This is a genomic window from Chryseobacterium sp. SIMBA_028 (assembly GCF_046535285.1).
Classification (GTDB): Bacteria; Bacteroidota; Bacteroidia; order Flavobacteriales; family Weeksellaceae; genus Chryseobacterium.
This window is the reverse complement of record NZ_JAWRWZ010000020.1, coordinates 1-14619: the sequence shown is the minus strand read 5'-3', so window position 1 is coordinate 14619 and position 14619 is coordinate 1. Positions and strand designations below refer to the sequence as shown.

The following is a 14619-nucleotide window of genomic DNA, read 5'->3' as shown; positions in this document are numbered from 1 at the left end:
CTCAATTAAGAGGCTTTCCTATTAAATGCTTTTTCAGAGTAAAATTTCTTTATTTCATTAAATAATAGTTGATCATTTACATCTTCAAACAAACTGTATTTTTCTATTATGAATCTAAATCCTGGCATAAATTTACAATGTGCAGAATGGTAAAAAATCATTGCAATTTCGTTATCAGATAGCTGATTCCATAAAATTTCTATATATTTTCTTTTTACTTGAAAATCTTCATTTTCTTGCTTCTCAAATTTTTGATTGTCCACATAGTTTAGTATTTGATATAAATTTTTTAAACAGTGCGCATATTCATATCCATTGTTTTTAAAGAATTCTGAATATTGTGATTCAAACGTATCAATATCATCGTCTATATTGAGTAATAAGTATTCAATATGTTGCTTAAATACCTCTCTTGAAATATAGTACGTGTATATTTTTACTCCATCTTTCGTTGTATAATCTTTCGATCGTAAATCAGATACTATTTGATGATGATTGCTAACTAAATTGAAGAAAATTGTTTCAAACCTCTGCATCATCAGCGTTTTATTCTGATTAACAACTTCTTCCTTTGTTTCTTTCAAGTCTTGCCTCTGAAGTAAAATAGCAATAATAACCCCTACAAAAGAAAGCCCGGTAAATACTGCATTTGATGCCCCAAACATATCCCCGAAAAGCCCTTGATAATCTTTGCCTAGGTTTATGGCGTGCGAATAATTTAACCATAAAACAATGGCCATAAATATTATGGAAACCAACCCTATAATCCAGAAAACCCAGTTATTATTTTTCATGTAAAAGTAGTTTTCTGGCAAATATAACAAAAAAGCTTACTCAAAAGAATAGCCCTTAATTGGGGCTATTCTTATCTAAATTTCTGTGTAATTGTTTTTAAGTGTTCTTCCGTAAGTCCAGGATGTTCTAAAATAAATTTTTCTTTTAATTCCTTAATTTTATTATCAAATATTACTTTTTGACCTGAATTTAGAGAGGCTTTTAATGCCTCTATTCGAGAATTTAAGGATGCAATAGAAATTTCAAAATCTAATAAATCTGCCATAATATTATAATTCCACATTTGGGTGGTTGCTCTAAGATAATAATTAACTTTTAGTCTACAAATTATAAAACTATTAAATACTTCCTAAAACTTCCATTATGAGCTAAAGCTGGATCCTGCAATACCTGATTTCTCCAGTATACAAAATTCACAGCTTTGTATTCCTGATCATTTTCTCTGGCAATTGGTTCTTTTAGGTAAATTAAAAGATTAGCAAATCCGTTTGATAGATTCGGAAACTGACTTGAGTCCATTTCCTTGTATAGTCGTTCTATTCTATAAGATAGTTTCTGGTATAGATGAGAAAGGTAGTTGTCATTGTAAAAGTGAAAGCAGTAATACCTGAGATCTTCTATTTCTTCACCGAAAATAACATCTTCACAATATCCCATAAACAAAGGAGTAAGAGCTATAAAGTTTAGCTCCATTCCGTATGTGAGACGGTCATATTCTGTATATTCTGATGAGATCATATGATAATCCCCATTTATAGTGGGATGCTTTATTATTTATCTTTAAAGATGCTTTGATAAAATTTATTATCATGTACAAATAAATTACCATGCAGCTTCCATCCTTGTCTTAAATAACGACTTACCTCTACTTCTAATGATACTGGTGAATGATTATCTAAAATTTTGTATTCCATTTTTTTTACCTTTTTTATTTTTCGAATATACAAAAGATTATTTACTCAACAGAAAGCACGCTCATGATTATTAGTTTTACACTTGACTACAACAGATTCTTTACTTTAAAATTATAGGATTTCATTATCTTTGAAAAAAAACCAATGCCTCGTTCAAAAATGGAACAATTGAAATCATTTCTAGATAGTAGTATTGCTTTTATTGGTGTAGCCGCCGCTTTAATAGCTGTTGTAAGTTGGTATGCTGGTAAAAAAGTAGATGCGGAAAAGGCCATCGAGGAGGAAAGACTTAAAACACGTATTGCTGAAGCTACCGCTGAATCAGAAACAGCAAGAAAGGAAGCAGCTAAAGCAAACGAAAGTATTGCCAAAACTGATTTAAAAGCTCAAGAACTCGAATTAGAAATTTTAAATCAAAAAGACAAAGCTGATCATCTTTCTTTAGAATTGGAGACGCAAAAAGAAAAAACCGTTAATGCAGAAAAAGAACTACTATTATTACGAAAACAAGTAAAACAAAGAACAATATCTGAATCTACGAAAGACTCTATTGTTCATGAATTGAGTAAACATACTTCTCAGAACATAAAAATAAGTAGTCGCTGGGGAGATGGTGAAGCAAGAACTTATGCAAGCGAAATAGCTAATCTTTTTATAGCTGCAGGATGGAAAACTAACATTAATGGAATTGATGCATCTCCTTTAACAGGATCTGGCATAGTTCTTTTAAATAAAACTTTATTAGATAACCGTATAGAAATTATATCTGATGTTTTTAGTCACAATGAAATTGAGTTTCAATTTCACGAAGATCCAAAGATGGACATGCTTATATTTGTTGGGACTAAAGTTATTACATCGTAAATTGCGTTTTATTTTCCTCTAAGAAATAAGGTTTACTTTTTATCTTCTCCAGACTCTCGCGATTTTCTGAGAGCCATGAGGTAAAATTATCGGGAACACCTGAAACGAAGTTCGATGATGATTCGGGCGATAGGTTTTGACCGTTGTTTATTTCGGTTATGAGTTCCGTGGGTGATTTGAGTATCATAGTTCGGAAGCATTTACACAGAACATGCCAACTACTCCATTGAAAGTCTTTTGGATAGCTCCCTGCCAGTTCATCACAGATATCATAAACCTTGTGCTGAGGGCTTAAATTGATCTTCTGTCCTACTACATCGTTATTTCCCTGAATCCGTAATTGTTCCGCTTGTCTATAGGCTGTATTGATTTCATTAGCTGCTAACCTCATAGCATTTTTATGAGCGGACCTGTAAACTCCTTGTCCGGGATGAAAAGCTTTTGCGTTTTTGCTCAATTGCAGGTTTCCGTGCTTATCCCGAACCCTACGAAACAATGCATCAGGATTATTTAGATTCCCTTTTATTTTGCGTGCAAGGTCCTGAGCAGACATTCCCTCTCTTAAAGCATCATCTATGGCAAATTCAAGGTTTTCCTTTGCTTGCTTGGTAATATTCCAGACTCTTTCCGATACTGTAAATTTGCCGCTCTTTCGTTGTTGAAACGCTTCAAGTGCTGACTTGTTGACTGACTGGGTAGAGATTTCTTTCAATTTAGCTTCATAAGCAGTTCCAGAAACCTTTCCTTTTACTTTTGCCAGGTTCTCTATAAGCAATTCACTTACTTTAGCATTTCCATAGTCCCATTCGTACTGAGTATAGGTTTTGATTGAGGACAGTAGATTGTCATTGTAGTTCTTTAACGCTCTACTTACCTCTTTCGTTATGGTACCATAATCCCTAAATCTAAATAGCTTATCTCCTACTTTTAATCTAACTACTACTAATGCAATTTCTCTTACTAAATCATCATATACCCCATTGATTGCAATGAGATATCTGTTTATTCTCTTTAGATGACGTTCGTCTGGTGTCATAATAGGTCATTACCTGCTTTTTTTTCCATTTCAGAGCTGATTTCTCGTATCTCTTCATCTATATTTTTTACTCCTGCTCTTTCCATCGTCGATTTTTGGCTAAATAGTGGTTGATTTCCATTGACAGTCATTAGCATCTCGTAGAACTTAGCTTCGTTGTTGATTATGAATGGAGTAATAACTGGTTCAGCATCTAAATCACTATTCCGGTAAGAAGTATTCATTAGCTGAAGAAAAGACTTCACGATAGATATTCTTCGCTTAAGTGCCGGTACATAAACAGACATTTTATCCATAACCTTTAGATGTGGTAGCATGAATAGAAAGGCTGCATTTTCTGTAGCAAGCATATTACCGAGTCCCTCCAGAGCTTCAGGAGAGATATTGACAGAATTTGTCATTTTGTAGATGATTGTTTCTAAATCGTCTTTCTCATTTGATAGCGACTCACTTGCATTTGGTGGTTGAACAAAATCAGCCGTTGCATGATCTCCTTTTAGTTGTAAGACCTTACCTGTTTTATCTTTGCTAAAACTTCCTGTAACTTCTCCGGTTAATGCTAAAATAGGTGCTGAGAACTTCTTGTTTACTTCTCCTGCATCGCTCGCAATTTCTTCTAGTCTTTCGATAGCTTTCTGAGCTTTTGACCACTCTACATTTTCAAATTGATACCAGACAATAGGGATTTTACCTATTGAATTAACGGTTTCGGACACAAGCTCAAATCCTGAATTAGCCTCACGTAATATAGCAATCCTATCTGAAGTATATATTTCATAATATTTGACCTTGATACCATTGATACGCTTCTCATATTCTCTTAGGAAAGCAATCATATCACCCTGATCATTAAAATAGGGATACATTTTGTTTTTATTAGGAGAAAGTAAAGACACTTTAATTCGGAACTGAGAATTAAATCCATAGTATTGATTGGGTTCTTCAGCCACCCACCAGAGTTCAGCACACTGTGTAAATCTTCCGTTAATCTTGGCTATTTCTCGGTCAATAAAAATTACTTTTTCCTTATCAAGAATTTTCAAGTATGCATCATACATTGAGGTGTCTTCAATATTATTGGTGTACTTAACCGGATTGCCGTATAGGAAAGTAACAGCGTTACCTACAATCTCCTTTTGATATGCCAAAGGAATACGGTTGAGCTTTTCAATTCGTTTACCCTCTCTTTTCTTACCATCTTCATCAGTATATTCATACTCAACAATCCTATCGGGATAATTATACAGATCAGTCATTATTTTATGCCGGGTTTCATCCCATTCTGCATTAAACTGCTCTATATTCGGCAAGGGAATTCCATTATCTTTAAGATAGGCTATTTTCTCTCCGATGGTCTGTAGTTGGTAATATTTCTCGTCCATTATATTAGTGATGCTATTCTGCTGAGGTTATTGTTTGGTGCTTCTGTAAGTTCTAATACAACATATCTGATTGGATCGATAAGGTGATTCCAGTCGTCAATAGGAGTATTTGACTTTTTATCATGCCACACGTAATTATTTAATTCTTTTTTGAGGTTTTTACTATCCGGATCTACAACCAGAGTATAATCAAGCATTCTGGCTATACCTCCACTTACTGAGCCTGGTCCTTTTTCCGCTGCAATCACATTGTTACCTTTCTTTCTTAATTCTTCAATCAATCTCGGTTCTGCTGAATCTGCAACAATCAATGTTTCTCCGGCTGTTTCTTTATTGAAATCGTAAATCTGGGATGTCGTCATTTTCGGACGGTACAGATACTCTTTCAGATAAATCTTTTTCAGAGATTTTTCAATGCAGACCTTTATCAATGTTGTTGGATCAATTGAGAATCCATAATCTTGACCGAAAATTGCCTTTCCATTGTCTACGAATGTTCCTATCTCCCAATCCTCAAAGATTACTCCTTCTGCTTTGTTGAGCCATCCACCCATGATGGTGTGAAGAAAATACTTTGCTTTCTTTACGATCTTTGGATCCATTTCCGCCTTTTCTTTCGGCGATGCTTCTCTCCATGCTTCGTAAATCAGTCTTAACTCTTCATATTCCTGCCAGGTATCATCTGATATAAATTCACGCTCAATATCTCGATACGTTGAATGGATGTAAAGAACATTTCCGACTATTCCATTGAATCCTGCCTCTACTCCTTTTCCTTCAAATAATTCCTCGTGAATCCAATGTTCTTCCGTTGCCGGGTTTAACGAGAGAATAGATAGATTTCGCACATCTAAGGCTCTCATGGATTTCTTTATCTTATCCCATGTAGTGAAGTCTGGCATTTCCTCCGCTTCATCAAGAATAAATATTGAGAAATTCTTCAGGGATTTTAAAGAAGCGGTTTGATTTCCGGAACCAGTCTTAATCCCTTTGAAAACAATTTTACTATCATTGTGAATACCTTTTATGCTATCTTTTGTTACTTTAAAATCATCGTGACAATTAAGCAATGATAATTTTTCCTCAAATTCTGGAATAATAGAATCTTTTGCTGAGGTTAAAGTGTATCGGGTATAGAGGATCCGGTGATTAAAATCTTTCGTAGCAATACCGGAAAATGTACCAATACCAAAAGACTTCTGAGAATATCTACCTCCTGTGATAACAACTGTATTGACAGAATAAAGTGGATCTCCTTTTTCTGCACTCAACCATTGGAATAAGGGCTCGTACTTATCCGATAAGGTTAACACTTCTTCCTCAGTCTTTTCCTTTAGCACCTTTTGAGAATACAATTGTTGTTTTACCTTTTATTTCTCCTGAATGTTCAGTCTCTGTCTTATCTCTCCATGTAGATGATTGCCTATTTTTCAACCAGAAAATTGTAGCTGTAATATCTGGCGGAAAATATATTTCTTCATCAGCAAATTCTATTGTGTCATACAATTTACCTGTACCTGGATCAACGTGCTTAACCTTAAACGCTTTTCTGTTTTTCTGGGTATGCCCTAATGCTCTTTTGTAAAGAGTGGAAACAACATTAGCATCGGCTTCAAATTTTCCCCTTTTTATGGACTCCGAAAATTCAGGATGCTTTTTCTTCCAGAGGTTTAAAGTTGACTCAGTAATTTCCAAAGCACCTGACATCTGCACATCAGTTAATCCTAGTAATGAATACTTCAAAACTTGCTTAGGATGATAATTAGGATCGTACTTTGTCTTTCTACCTACTGTTGCCATAACTCTATTTTTACCACTCAATTATCCATGCATCTACAAAGCCCATCATATTACCTTTGTAAACCTTAAATCCGTCTTTCATTATACTTAGAATTACTTCTTCTGAAATGTGGCATTCTGGAGGTATAGCATGTTTAAATGTTGGAGTGTTATTACTTCGTGAAATGTTATCATAAACATCTTCTTTTGTCAACGATTTCTTTGTAAGATCTGAGGCTTTTCTCAGAATGAATTTTTCTTTTTCCATACTATTGAAATTTTGATTTATTCTTTTGACTTGTTACATGCCATCCGTGACATTCTTTGCAGTAATAATGTCTCTTTGGGATCTTACTTCTACTGCTGGCTGACTTGCATTTGGTGATGATTTCCTGCGCTTCTCTCTCTGTGGTGTACATGAACTTACTACATGTACTGGCCTGCTTATCAACTCGCATAGACTTCATCTATTTTCTCCTGTAGCTCTTCTCCTTTGATGAACTTATCTTCAGGATTGAACCCCAGGTATTCAAGAAACATCACTTTTGCATCATAATCTGAGAATGAAACCGTGAAATATGGATCGCCGTCTAAAATGGCGCCTTCTTTTACCTTTTCCTTAATCTCTTTTATCTTGGCTTTCTTCTCTTCTGGTGTCAGTTCAGCAACTTCTTTACGCTCCATTTCTGAAATGCTCGTTTCTGGGTGATTTACAGCGTTTGAAAGTTCTTGAGTGATGCTTTTCTCGTATTCAGCATCTATTCTCTTAGATTCCTGTGGCTCGAAACTTTCAATTACGATATCCTGCATATTTGGCATTTCAACTTCAATCATTGAAATATCAACATCATCTAGACCTGATAAAGCTGCATCAATATCTGGGAAGATCTGTGCGAGCTTCTTGTAATCCATTTCACCCTGAACCGCTTTTGAGTTGAAGAAAATATTTAATTCCTTCTCTTTCTTCAGGTCTACATCTATAACCTCTACTTTGATGTCATAATCGTTTCCTGCTTCGTATTTGTTAACTTCGTCAGCAATGCTCAATTTTTGGTGGCCAGATACGAGATTGCCTGTTTGTTTATTCCATACCATTCCACCAATGATACCGTTTTCTTTAATACTCTTTTTAAGTGCTTTCCTTGCATCATCGGTAATAGTTCTGGGATTGTAATCGGCCGGCGTTATCTCTGAACGTTTCAGGATAATGGTTTCGCTCTGTTTAATCTTGTTCTGCATGCTGTTTTAGTTTTTGTGAATGATCGTATTCAAATAGCTTTCTTTCTGTGTCTGGGAACTCTTCAATAATTTTCCTCAGGTCTCCGGCATAATTCTTTCGGCACCAAAGAAGAAAAGAAATATCATTTACATCATTGCCTTGACTTCGGGTGTTTCCGGTATTGCCGTACTTGAGAGGTTCGATTAAACGATTTTTTTTAATATAGGCGATCACCTGCTTGTTATTCCAATCCGCCAAGGGATAAAGCTTTTGCCCTGCTTCGCTCGTCATTGAATCTGGATATGAATTCAGCATCAATCTACGGTTAAGAGAATCGTTTTTCTTGAAACCTAAAACCGACCATTCAATTCCAGTTTGTTCTTTTACCTTGTCATTAATTTTTGAAAGATTCCATTCAGAATATTTAACCTTTTCAGCACCGTTTACTCCATGCTTCTTATTGTTATAGTATGCGTAATGCGGGGTTTGCATAAATCTACAGTTTGGATATTTCTTTTCTGCCCAGTGGATGTACCGGTTCATGTGTTCCAGATCTTTTACCATGTACATGAAAACACAAACGATTTCTTTAAGGTGCGGAGCCATCATGTTTAAAAGGCAAATACTATCCTTTCCCGCGCCTGAATGAAACAGAATAACTCTATCCACTTTCGTGGACAGAGCTTTAATACTGTTTAAAGTAACTGACAAGTCCATAAGATTATGTATTTCTCATAGTCCTTATTGCAGCTCTTCTAGATTGGAAGTTTCTTGCTGTAAAATTTGTACCAACTCCTCTTGATCTCGCTCTAGCCCTTGCAGGGGTAAAACTTCTTCTTGATTTTTCCGTTTGTTTGGAAGCACCTTCAGCCATTGTTTTTGTTTTTAAGGTTAATTATTGAGATTTTCACAATTTATTTTTTCAAGTATCTTGCCCAGGTGAATAGTAAAATTACAATTCTCATATGTGTAGAACTCCGAACCGTCCTCATCTGCGTCTATTGAGATTCCCTCACATTCGACTACCATTTGTGGTGCATTTTTTCGATATCCCATTTGAAAGCGAATTGTTTCGTAATTTTTAGGTTTTGTAAGCTCTCCTTCATCATCTGTATGGAATAATCTGTTTATATAATATTCAACAAAGTCTCGATATTCTTCAATCTTCTCTCCTTTTATAATTTCGAGAAAGTATTTTTTTTGTATAATTAAATACAGTTCTTTAGTATTTTTCATGCTTATATTTTTCTATTTGTTCAATCAAAAAGTCACGGTTAAATTTGAAGTTTTTTAAGGCTGCTTTTTGCTCTAATTGCCGTAAACGATGCTCACCTATCTTTAAAAGTAAATTAGTGCGATATGGTATCAAATTGGCACTTAAATAATGGTTGCACCTTTTGCATTGACCATGAATATTATCTAAATCAAATCGCACTGATTTGTAAAATTCTTTAGCAAAATAATGCCCAGCATCGAGCTGATTTACTGGCTTCAGTTCATCACATGATATGCAGATGAAATAACCGTTTTCGCTGTCTCGCTTACGCACTTTAGCGTTTACAAGCTTCTGAAAAGTCTCAATTAAAGCCTCAATGCTTTTGCCCTTATATTTTCTTCTTATTTCGGCCGTTACCATCTTAATCAAAGATATTTATTACTTTGATTTAATGAAACATATAAATAACAATTAAAGCATTACTTTATATATATTCGTTTTTTAAACCACAAAAAACCACCCTAAAAAATAGAGTGGCTGATTTATGATAAGTTTGCTTTTAACTAGAAATTGATACGCTCGATGATCTTGCCTAAATGAATAGTGAAATCTCGTTTTAATGTAATTTTTTCAATTTCGATCATCATACGCTTTGCGTCGCTATTATAGCCTATTTGAAGTATTGCGGTACGATAATTTTTAAAGGCTGTTTTAGACTTGTTTAGCAGTCTTGATTGATAGAATTCGGTATTGCTTCGATACTCTTCTGTTTTTTCGCCAGATTCTATTTTATCAAACCAAACCTTTTGTATGATCAGAAATAACGGCTTTTCTTGCTCTATTTTTTCAGTAGATAGATTTACTTGTGGTCTTGATACTTTTGTTCGGTGACGTTGGGCGGTGCTTCTCATAGTTTAATTGCTTTATTATCTGTTGCCGAAATATATTCTTCGTGCCAATGACCCAATCTCATTTCACCATTTTTAAATGGTATAATGTATTTTCTAACATAACATTCAACACCTTTTGAAAGAAGAAATCCATGTCTATCAGATCTATTTATACCATCTGAAAAGTCCATCGATATATAATTTGCCTTTAAGGTACCCTGTCTGTCTTTTTTGCAAAAAAACACAATCGTATTAATGCCCGTAAAACAATATATGTAGCCTTTATTTGTCTGTTTAATTTCAATGACATCGTCTTTGTATTCTTCTCTAAAGTGTCTTTCTGTTTCTTTAAGATCTTCTTTAGAGAAATAGAACCAACCTCTACCCGAATGAAAACTAACATTTTTATCAAACGTCGTTTCTACTTTTTGTAAGGTTTTAAATGTGAGAATACCTCTAATTGGATATTTTGATAACATTTCATCTATCAAATCTGGCGTTATTTCATTAAGTTTCATATTATCTAGCTTTTATAAATTTAATTCTTTTTCTAATAAGTTTAGCAGGTGATTTCTTCAATACTTCAACCACTTTTATTTCAGGGGTTTTGGTTTGCTCAACCATGATGAAATTTTCGATTTTAAAGCATCTGAAAGATTTCGCTTCAACATCAAAATAAGTGAATGTAGTAATGTTCGGTTGACTCTGGGTTTTGAACTCGTAATCGATTTTTAAAGTTGCAACTGCTTTACGAATAGAACCATCTTTTTTCTCGAAATAAAACGTTACTTCGCCACAATGAAGCTCTTTGTTCAATCGGTGTAATTGCCAAGATTTTTTAAGGCATACAGACCATTCTTTGCCCGTTACAAACATGATGTGATAAGCCCTTAACATCACCGTTTTTCTGAAAGAAATATTTTGCGTTTTCATATCGTTGATTTTTGCTTTTACCACCAAAAGCGGGCATTACCCCGCTGTTTTAAATTCTCTTACTTTTCTAACCTGTATTCTACCAGCCTCTCTTGATGAATTATAAGAATGAGTAACGTATAATACTTCATAAATGCCCTTACTTGTTGCATAAAACTCACCTTTCATAGGTGGGGTAATGAAACAGTCACTAGCTATTAATTCTTTAGTATCAAGATCTGAGAAGATGAATTCACGTTCTAATCTTACTGCGATTGATTCTTTATAATCATCAAGTAAATCGTGAAGTTCTTGGGCCGTATCTTCTTTTGTTGTTAAACCCAGTAGATCAAGTAATCTTTGTTTGAGTGTTTTCATATCGTTTCGTTTTGATGTAGCAAATGTAAGCACTAAATGCTAATATTACAAATTAATATTATCATTTAATGATAATTTATACTGATTATAAATAAGCATTAAATGATAATATGCTTTGATGTATTAGTATTATATGTTAATTTTGTAAAAAACAGCAACCTTATGCAATTACGGATAAAAGAAGTAGCCAAAAGAAAGGGCCTGACCATGCGCAGCCTTTCTGAAAAGAGCGGTATTGATACAGTGGCATTAAGCAGGTATAACACTGGAGTCGTAGAACCTCCTATAAGTAGGCTTCAAAAAATAGCTGATGTTTTAGATTGTGAAATTGCTGAACTTCTGCCAGTAGGTGAAAATTTCGGTCATTGGGAATTAGATGGCGAATGGTTAGGAATAAGAAAAAAGTAACGACTGGTAAATAAAAGAGGGACTATTTAAAGTCCCTTTTGTTATTTTGATACACTATTAATTTTAATTTGTTTTTGTGCTTCCAGACGCCTTTTTTCGCGTCCTACAGTGTAGATTGATGTGGTTCTGTCGTCTCGGTGTCCAGCCATTATTTGTGCGTTGTAATGAGCTTCCTCTACCTTATCAAGCCATGTATACTTTAATTGGTAAATTGTACCTATTCTTATTTTTTTTTTCCAGAATTTATAAACGTAATCACGAGTTAGCAATGTATCTCCAGGAATAAACCCATAAGAAAAAATGTATTGATCGCCTTTTACTTTTTTCATTTGTCGCTGCCAAAATTCCATAGCATCAGGAACGATAGCTCTCTTTTCTCTAACATACAAATCTCCTTTCTTCAGTAATATGGTATATTCTTGCTTCTCTAAATTAACGTCTTTCGCCTTTAACCCTATCATTTCCGGAACACGGCATCCTGACATATAGAATATTTGAAAGAAATTATAAAATAACGGCACATCTCTAAGTATTCTTTCGGAAATCCTTTCAAGATCTTTATCTGTGAATATTTCTTTCTTTTCTACTATGTGCTTCTTTGGCTTTATTCCAGTACAAGGATTGACTTTTAAACATGATTCATCTACCAAATCCGTGAAAAGCGATGAAAGTACTTTTCTGTTTTGGTTATAACCGTAATTAGAAAGGTTGCAAGCTTCCAGAATTTTTTTAATATGGATAAGCTCAACATCTTTGATTTTAAGATAATCTAATTCCAATTTAATGGTATTAGTTTTAAACCTATTCAATATAAACTCCACCAGCTTCATATGTTCTGGTGTGTAGGTCTTACTCGCTAATGCTTTTTGTAAAGCTTCACAAAGTGATAGATTGGGGTTAAGTTCCTCTTCAAGAAACATGAATTGTTTTGTCCTTGGATTGTAATCTTTTTCATCAAGCAAAGACTTCATTTGCTTAAGAAGTAATTTTGCAATTTTTGTCTTCTCAATTTCATCTTTGAATCGGTTGAGTCTCCTACGGTATGTAAAAGGTTTTTCTCTATCTGGCTCGTAAAAACGACATTGAATAAACCAATCATCCTTTGAATTGGTCACTAGAAAGTCGGATCTTTTGCATCCGAAGTTTAAATTTTTCATACGTATTAATTGTTACTGATTTTGTTACTGATTAATACGCTTCCAAAAAGTCTGAATCTGAAAAAACCCTTGTGGGAAAGGGCTTACTGTAGTGGAGAATACGGGATTCGAACCCGTGACCTTTTGACTGCCAGTCAAACGCGCTAGCCAACTGCGCCAATCCCCCATTTTTAAGTGGTACAAAAGTAAGTATTTAATTGGTATATGCAAATGTTTTGGTGAAATTTTCTTTACAATAAAGATATTCTATGTTTTAGGCTTACTTAAATAACAATACAACAGTCTTTAATTTTACTATATTTGGATTTAATGTTGGTAGTAACATACTTGAAAGTACCAATTTGAATTTCACCAATGATTTAAATAAAGAATATGAAAAAAAGTATACCCTACCCCCTATGTAAACCCATCTCATTTTTAACCCTCATTTTAGTTTGCTGTATGATGATTATTGGCAAAGCACAGGGGAAAAATTTTTATATTGTTACACCATTTGAGGAGGATGATTATTTTACAAAAACCGTTTTTCCATTCAGTCCTACTTTTATGAAGACTCATAAAGTAAAAAGTATTCTGCTTAAAAGTGACGAAAAAATCGGGACGAAATATCTCTACAATTTTAATCCTGACGGCTTTATAGAGAGTATGACTACTATACGCTATGATAAAGTAAAAGCTGACACTGCTTTTTATACCCGATATTACTACAAAACACAGGGGTTAATTGATAAAAAAGCAAGAATAGATTATCGGGATGGCATTGTAAAAGTCAACGTTTACCAATATGATAAGAAAAACAAAATTAATATCATCCGAATCTTTTCATTGAATTCACAAATGCCCAATAGGCTGCAAAACAGTGATTGGCAGGGAGAACCTTTTCCCGGTGTAGACAAAATGATTCTTAAGGGATCTTTGCCGAATGAAAGCCTTTGGAAAAAACTGACAACTGAAAACGAATTTTCTTCCTGGCAGTATCGATATTATACCGAAAATAAATTCGAGGCAGAAGAGCGTACAGAATATTTCAACTTTCGAAAAAAAAACGACAATCCGGAGACTTGTTATCAAAAAAAGACGTATTACTATTTGAATGGTCTTCCGGCAGGTTTATTTCTGCATAATGGCTGTACTGCCAAGAAAACAATTTCCGAGTTATACCAATTTAAGGAAGAACTTCTGATGCAACTCACCGATGCGCCCTCCAGCCCTGAATCTAAAATCGAAAAATATACGTATGACAATAACAAGAACCTTATACGAATGGAAGATATATGGAGTGGGCAAAAAGTAAGTGAGCTGGAAATGACCTACGATGAAAAAGGTTTTCTGATCTCAATACAGCGAAAATCTGAAGCAGCAAACATGATTCAATATTTTCAAGATCGTATTCTAAAAGCAACCTACAGCTTTTACTAAGCCAAACATCACATTACATTTCATTGAGTGAGCGTTTCTCATATTCAGATCCGTCCAGACAGATGACTATAAAAACTTTCTTCGTAGACATGATCATAAAATAGTTCTCAATTTTACTATATTTGAGTTTAATTTTAAAACCAAAATTACATGGAATTAAAAATAGGTGATACCGTTGTAAATCGTCAGCAAAAAGTGTACTGATTTAGGCTTTCACTTAAGGAGTGTTTCATAAGAGATTAATTTTTAA

21 protein-coding genes and 1 tRNA gene are annotated in these 14619 nt (G+C 34.2%); 3 read left to right on the top strand and 19 right to left on the bottom strand.

Going from position 1 to position 14619, the window contains the following annotated elements; translation table 11 throughout:
* Positions 1-5 precede the first annotated feature (5 nt).
* The 3 genes from SCA31_RS20905 to SCA31_RS20895 all read right to left on the bottom strand — a co-directional run bounded on the left by SCA31_RS20905 (position 6) and on the right by SCA31_RS20895 (position 1533).
* Positions 6-794 carry a putative phage abortive infection protein gene (locus tag SCA31_RS20905; protein WP_410698927.1) on the bottom strand — a complete coding sequence of 263 codons (789 nt, stop codon included), beginning with the start codon at positions 792-794 and terminating at the stop codon, positions 6-8.
* 71 nt (positions 795-865) lie between these two features.
* Positions 866-1060 carry a hypothetical protein gene (locus tag SCA31_RS20900; RefSeq protein WP_410698926.1) on the bottom strand — a complete coding sequence of 65 codons (195 nt, stop codon included), beginning with the start codon at positions 1058-1060 and terminating at the stop codon, positions 866-868.
* A gap of 62 nt (positions 1061-1122) precedes the next feature.
* Positions 1123-1533 (bottom strand): hypothetical protein, encoded by a 411-nt coding sequence (locus tag SCA31_RS20895; protein ID WP_410698925.1) that lies wholly within the window; start codon positions 1531-1533, stop codon positions 1123-1125.
* A gap of 335 nt (positions 1534-1868) precedes the next feature.
* Here SCA31_RS20895 and SCA31_RS20890 point away from each other — a divergent pair, with 335 nt between their 5' ends.
* A complete protein-coding gene (locus SCA31_RS20890) occupies positions 1869-2573 on the top strand; it encodes a hypothetical protein (RefSeq protein ID WP_410698924.1) in 705 nt (234 codons plus the stop codon).
* Here SCA31_RS20890 and SCA31_RS20885 read toward each other — a convergent pair.
* The 14 genes from SCA31_RS20885 to SCA31_RS20820 form a co-directional block, all read right to left on the bottom strand.
* On the bottom strand, positions 2563-3609 hold the full coding sequence (locus SCA31_RS20885) for a hypothetical protein (RefSeq protein ID WP_410698923.1): 1047 nt from the start codon (positions 3607-3609) through the stop codon (positions 2563-2565). The two genes, SCA31_RS20890 and SCA31_RS20885, sit on opposite strands and share 11 nt — an antisense overlap.
* On the bottom strand, positions 3606-4991 hold the full coding sequence (locus SCA31_RS20880; RefSeq protein WP_410698922.1) for a phage portal protein: 1386 nt from the start codon (positions 4989-4991) through the stop codon (positions 3606-3608). Before SCA31_RS20880 ends, SCA31_RS20885 begins: the two co-directional genes overlap by 4 nt.
* Complete coding sequence (locus SCA31_RS20875) at positions 4991-6331, bottom strand: PBSX family phage terminase large subunit (RefSeq protein WP_410698921.1); 1341 nt, start codon at positions 6329-6331, stop codon at positions 4991-4993. The genes SCA31_RS20880 and SCA31_RS20875 overlap by 1 nt, the downstream gene beginning before the upstream one ends.
* Complete coding sequence (locus SCA31_RS20870) at positions 6312-6791, bottom strand: terminase (RefSeq protein WP_410698920.1); 480 nt, start codon at positions 6789-6791, stop codon at positions 6312-6314. The genes SCA31_RS20875 and SCA31_RS20870 overlap by 20 nt, the downstream gene beginning before the upstream one ends.
* A gap of 10 nt (positions 6792-6801) precedes the next feature.
* Positions 6802-7038 carry a hypothetical protein gene (locus SCA31_RS20865; RefSeq protein WP_410698919.1) on the bottom strand — a complete coding sequence of 79 codons (237 nt, stop codon included), beginning with the start codon at positions 7036-7038 and terminating at the stop codon, positions 6802-6804.
* 179 nt (positions 7039-7217) lie between these two features.
* A complete protein-coding gene (locus SCA31_RS20860) occupies positions 7218-8009 on the bottom strand; it encodes a DNA methylase (RefSeq protein ID WP_410698918.1) in 792 nt (263 codons plus the stop codon).
* Positions 7993-8706: a phosphoadenosine phosphosulfate reductase family protein gene (locus SCA31_RS20855; protein ID WP_410698917.1), complete on the bottom strand. Its 714-nt coding sequence runs from the start codon at positions 8704-8706 to the stop codon at positions 7993-7995. Before SCA31_RS20855 ends, SCA31_RS20860 begins: the two co-directional genes overlap by 17 nt.
* Before the next feature lie 4 nt (positions 8707-8710).
* A complete protein-coding gene (locus SCA31_RS20850; RefSeq protein ID WP_410698916.1) occupies positions 8711-8863 on the bottom strand; it encodes a hypothetical protein in 153 nt (50 codons plus the stop codon).
* A gap of 17 nt (positions 8864-8880) precedes the next feature.
* Positions 8881-9225, bottom strand: coding sequence for a hypothetical protein (locus SCA31_RS20845; protein WP_410698915.1), 345 nt, complete (start codon positions 9223-9225; stop codon positions 8881-8883).
* The gene (locus tag SCA31_RS20840) at positions 9212-9625 is read right to left on the bottom strand and encodes a recombination protein NinG (protein WP_410698914.1); all 414 of its coding nucleotides are present in this window, start codon (positions 9623-9625) and stop codon (positions 9212-9214) included. The genes SCA31_RS20845 and SCA31_RS20840 overlap by 14 nt, the downstream gene beginning before the upstream one ends.
* A gap of 143 nt (positions 9626-9768) precedes the next feature.
* Positions 9769-10116 (bottom strand): hypothetical protein, encoded by a 348-nt coding sequence (locus SCA31_RS20835; protein WP_410698913.1) that lies wholly within the window; start codon positions 10114-10116, stop codon positions 9769-9771.
* Positions 10113-10613, bottom strand: a complete 501-nt coding sequence (locus SCA31_RS20830) for a hypothetical protein (RefSeq protein ID WP_410698912.1) — start codon at positions 10611-10613, stop codon at positions 10113-10115. The genes SCA31_RS20835 and SCA31_RS20830 overlap by 4 nt, the downstream gene beginning before the upstream one ends.
* Before the next feature lies 1 nt (position 10614).
* The gene (locus SCA31_RS20825; protein ID WP_410698911.1) at positions 10615-11028 is read right to left on the bottom strand and encodes an SH3 beta-barrel fold-containing protein; all 414 of its coding nucleotides are present in this window, start codon (positions 11026-11028) and stop codon (positions 10615-10617) included.
* Between the two features lie 36 nt (positions 11029-11064).
* Positions 11065-11385 (bottom strand): hypothetical protein, encoded by a 321-nt coding sequence (locus SCA31_RS20820; RefSeq protein ID WP_410698910.1) that lies wholly within the window; start codon positions 11383-11385, stop codon positions 11065-11067.
* A gap of 162 nt (positions 11386-11547) precedes the next feature.
* On the opposite strand from SCA31_RS20820, the gene SCA31_RS20815 reads away from it, so the two are divergent.
* Positions 11548-11793: a helix-turn-helix domain-containing protein gene (locus SCA31_RS20815; RefSeq protein ID WP_410698909.1), complete on the top strand. Its 246-nt coding sequence runs from the start codon at positions 11548-11550 to the stop codon at positions 11791-11793.
* Positions 11794-11834: 41 nt separating this feature from the next.
* Here SCA31_RS20815 and SCA31_RS20810 read toward each other — a convergent pair whose 3' ends face one another.
* Both SCA31_RS20810 and SCA31_RS20805 read right to left on the bottom strand, forming a co-directional pair.
* Entirely contained in the window at positions 11835-12950 is a 1116-nt protein-coding gene (locus tag SCA31_RS20810) for a tyrosine-type recombinase/integrase (protein WP_410698908.1), read from the bottom strand.
* A 92-nt stretch (positions 12951-13042) separates the two neighbouring features.
* A tRNA-Ala gene (locus SCA31_RS20805) sits at positions 13043-13116 on the bottom strand.
* A 206-nt stretch (positions 13117-13322) separates the two neighbouring features.
* Here SCA31_RS20805 and SCA31_RS20800 point away from each other — a divergent pair.
* Positions 13323-14369 carry a hypothetical protein gene (locus tag SCA31_RS20800; protein WP_410698907.1) on the top strand — a complete coding sequence of 349 codons (1047 nt, stop codon included), beginning with the start codon at positions 13323-13325 and terminating at the stop codon, positions 14367-14369.
* Positions 14370-14619: the final 250 nt, after the last annotated feature.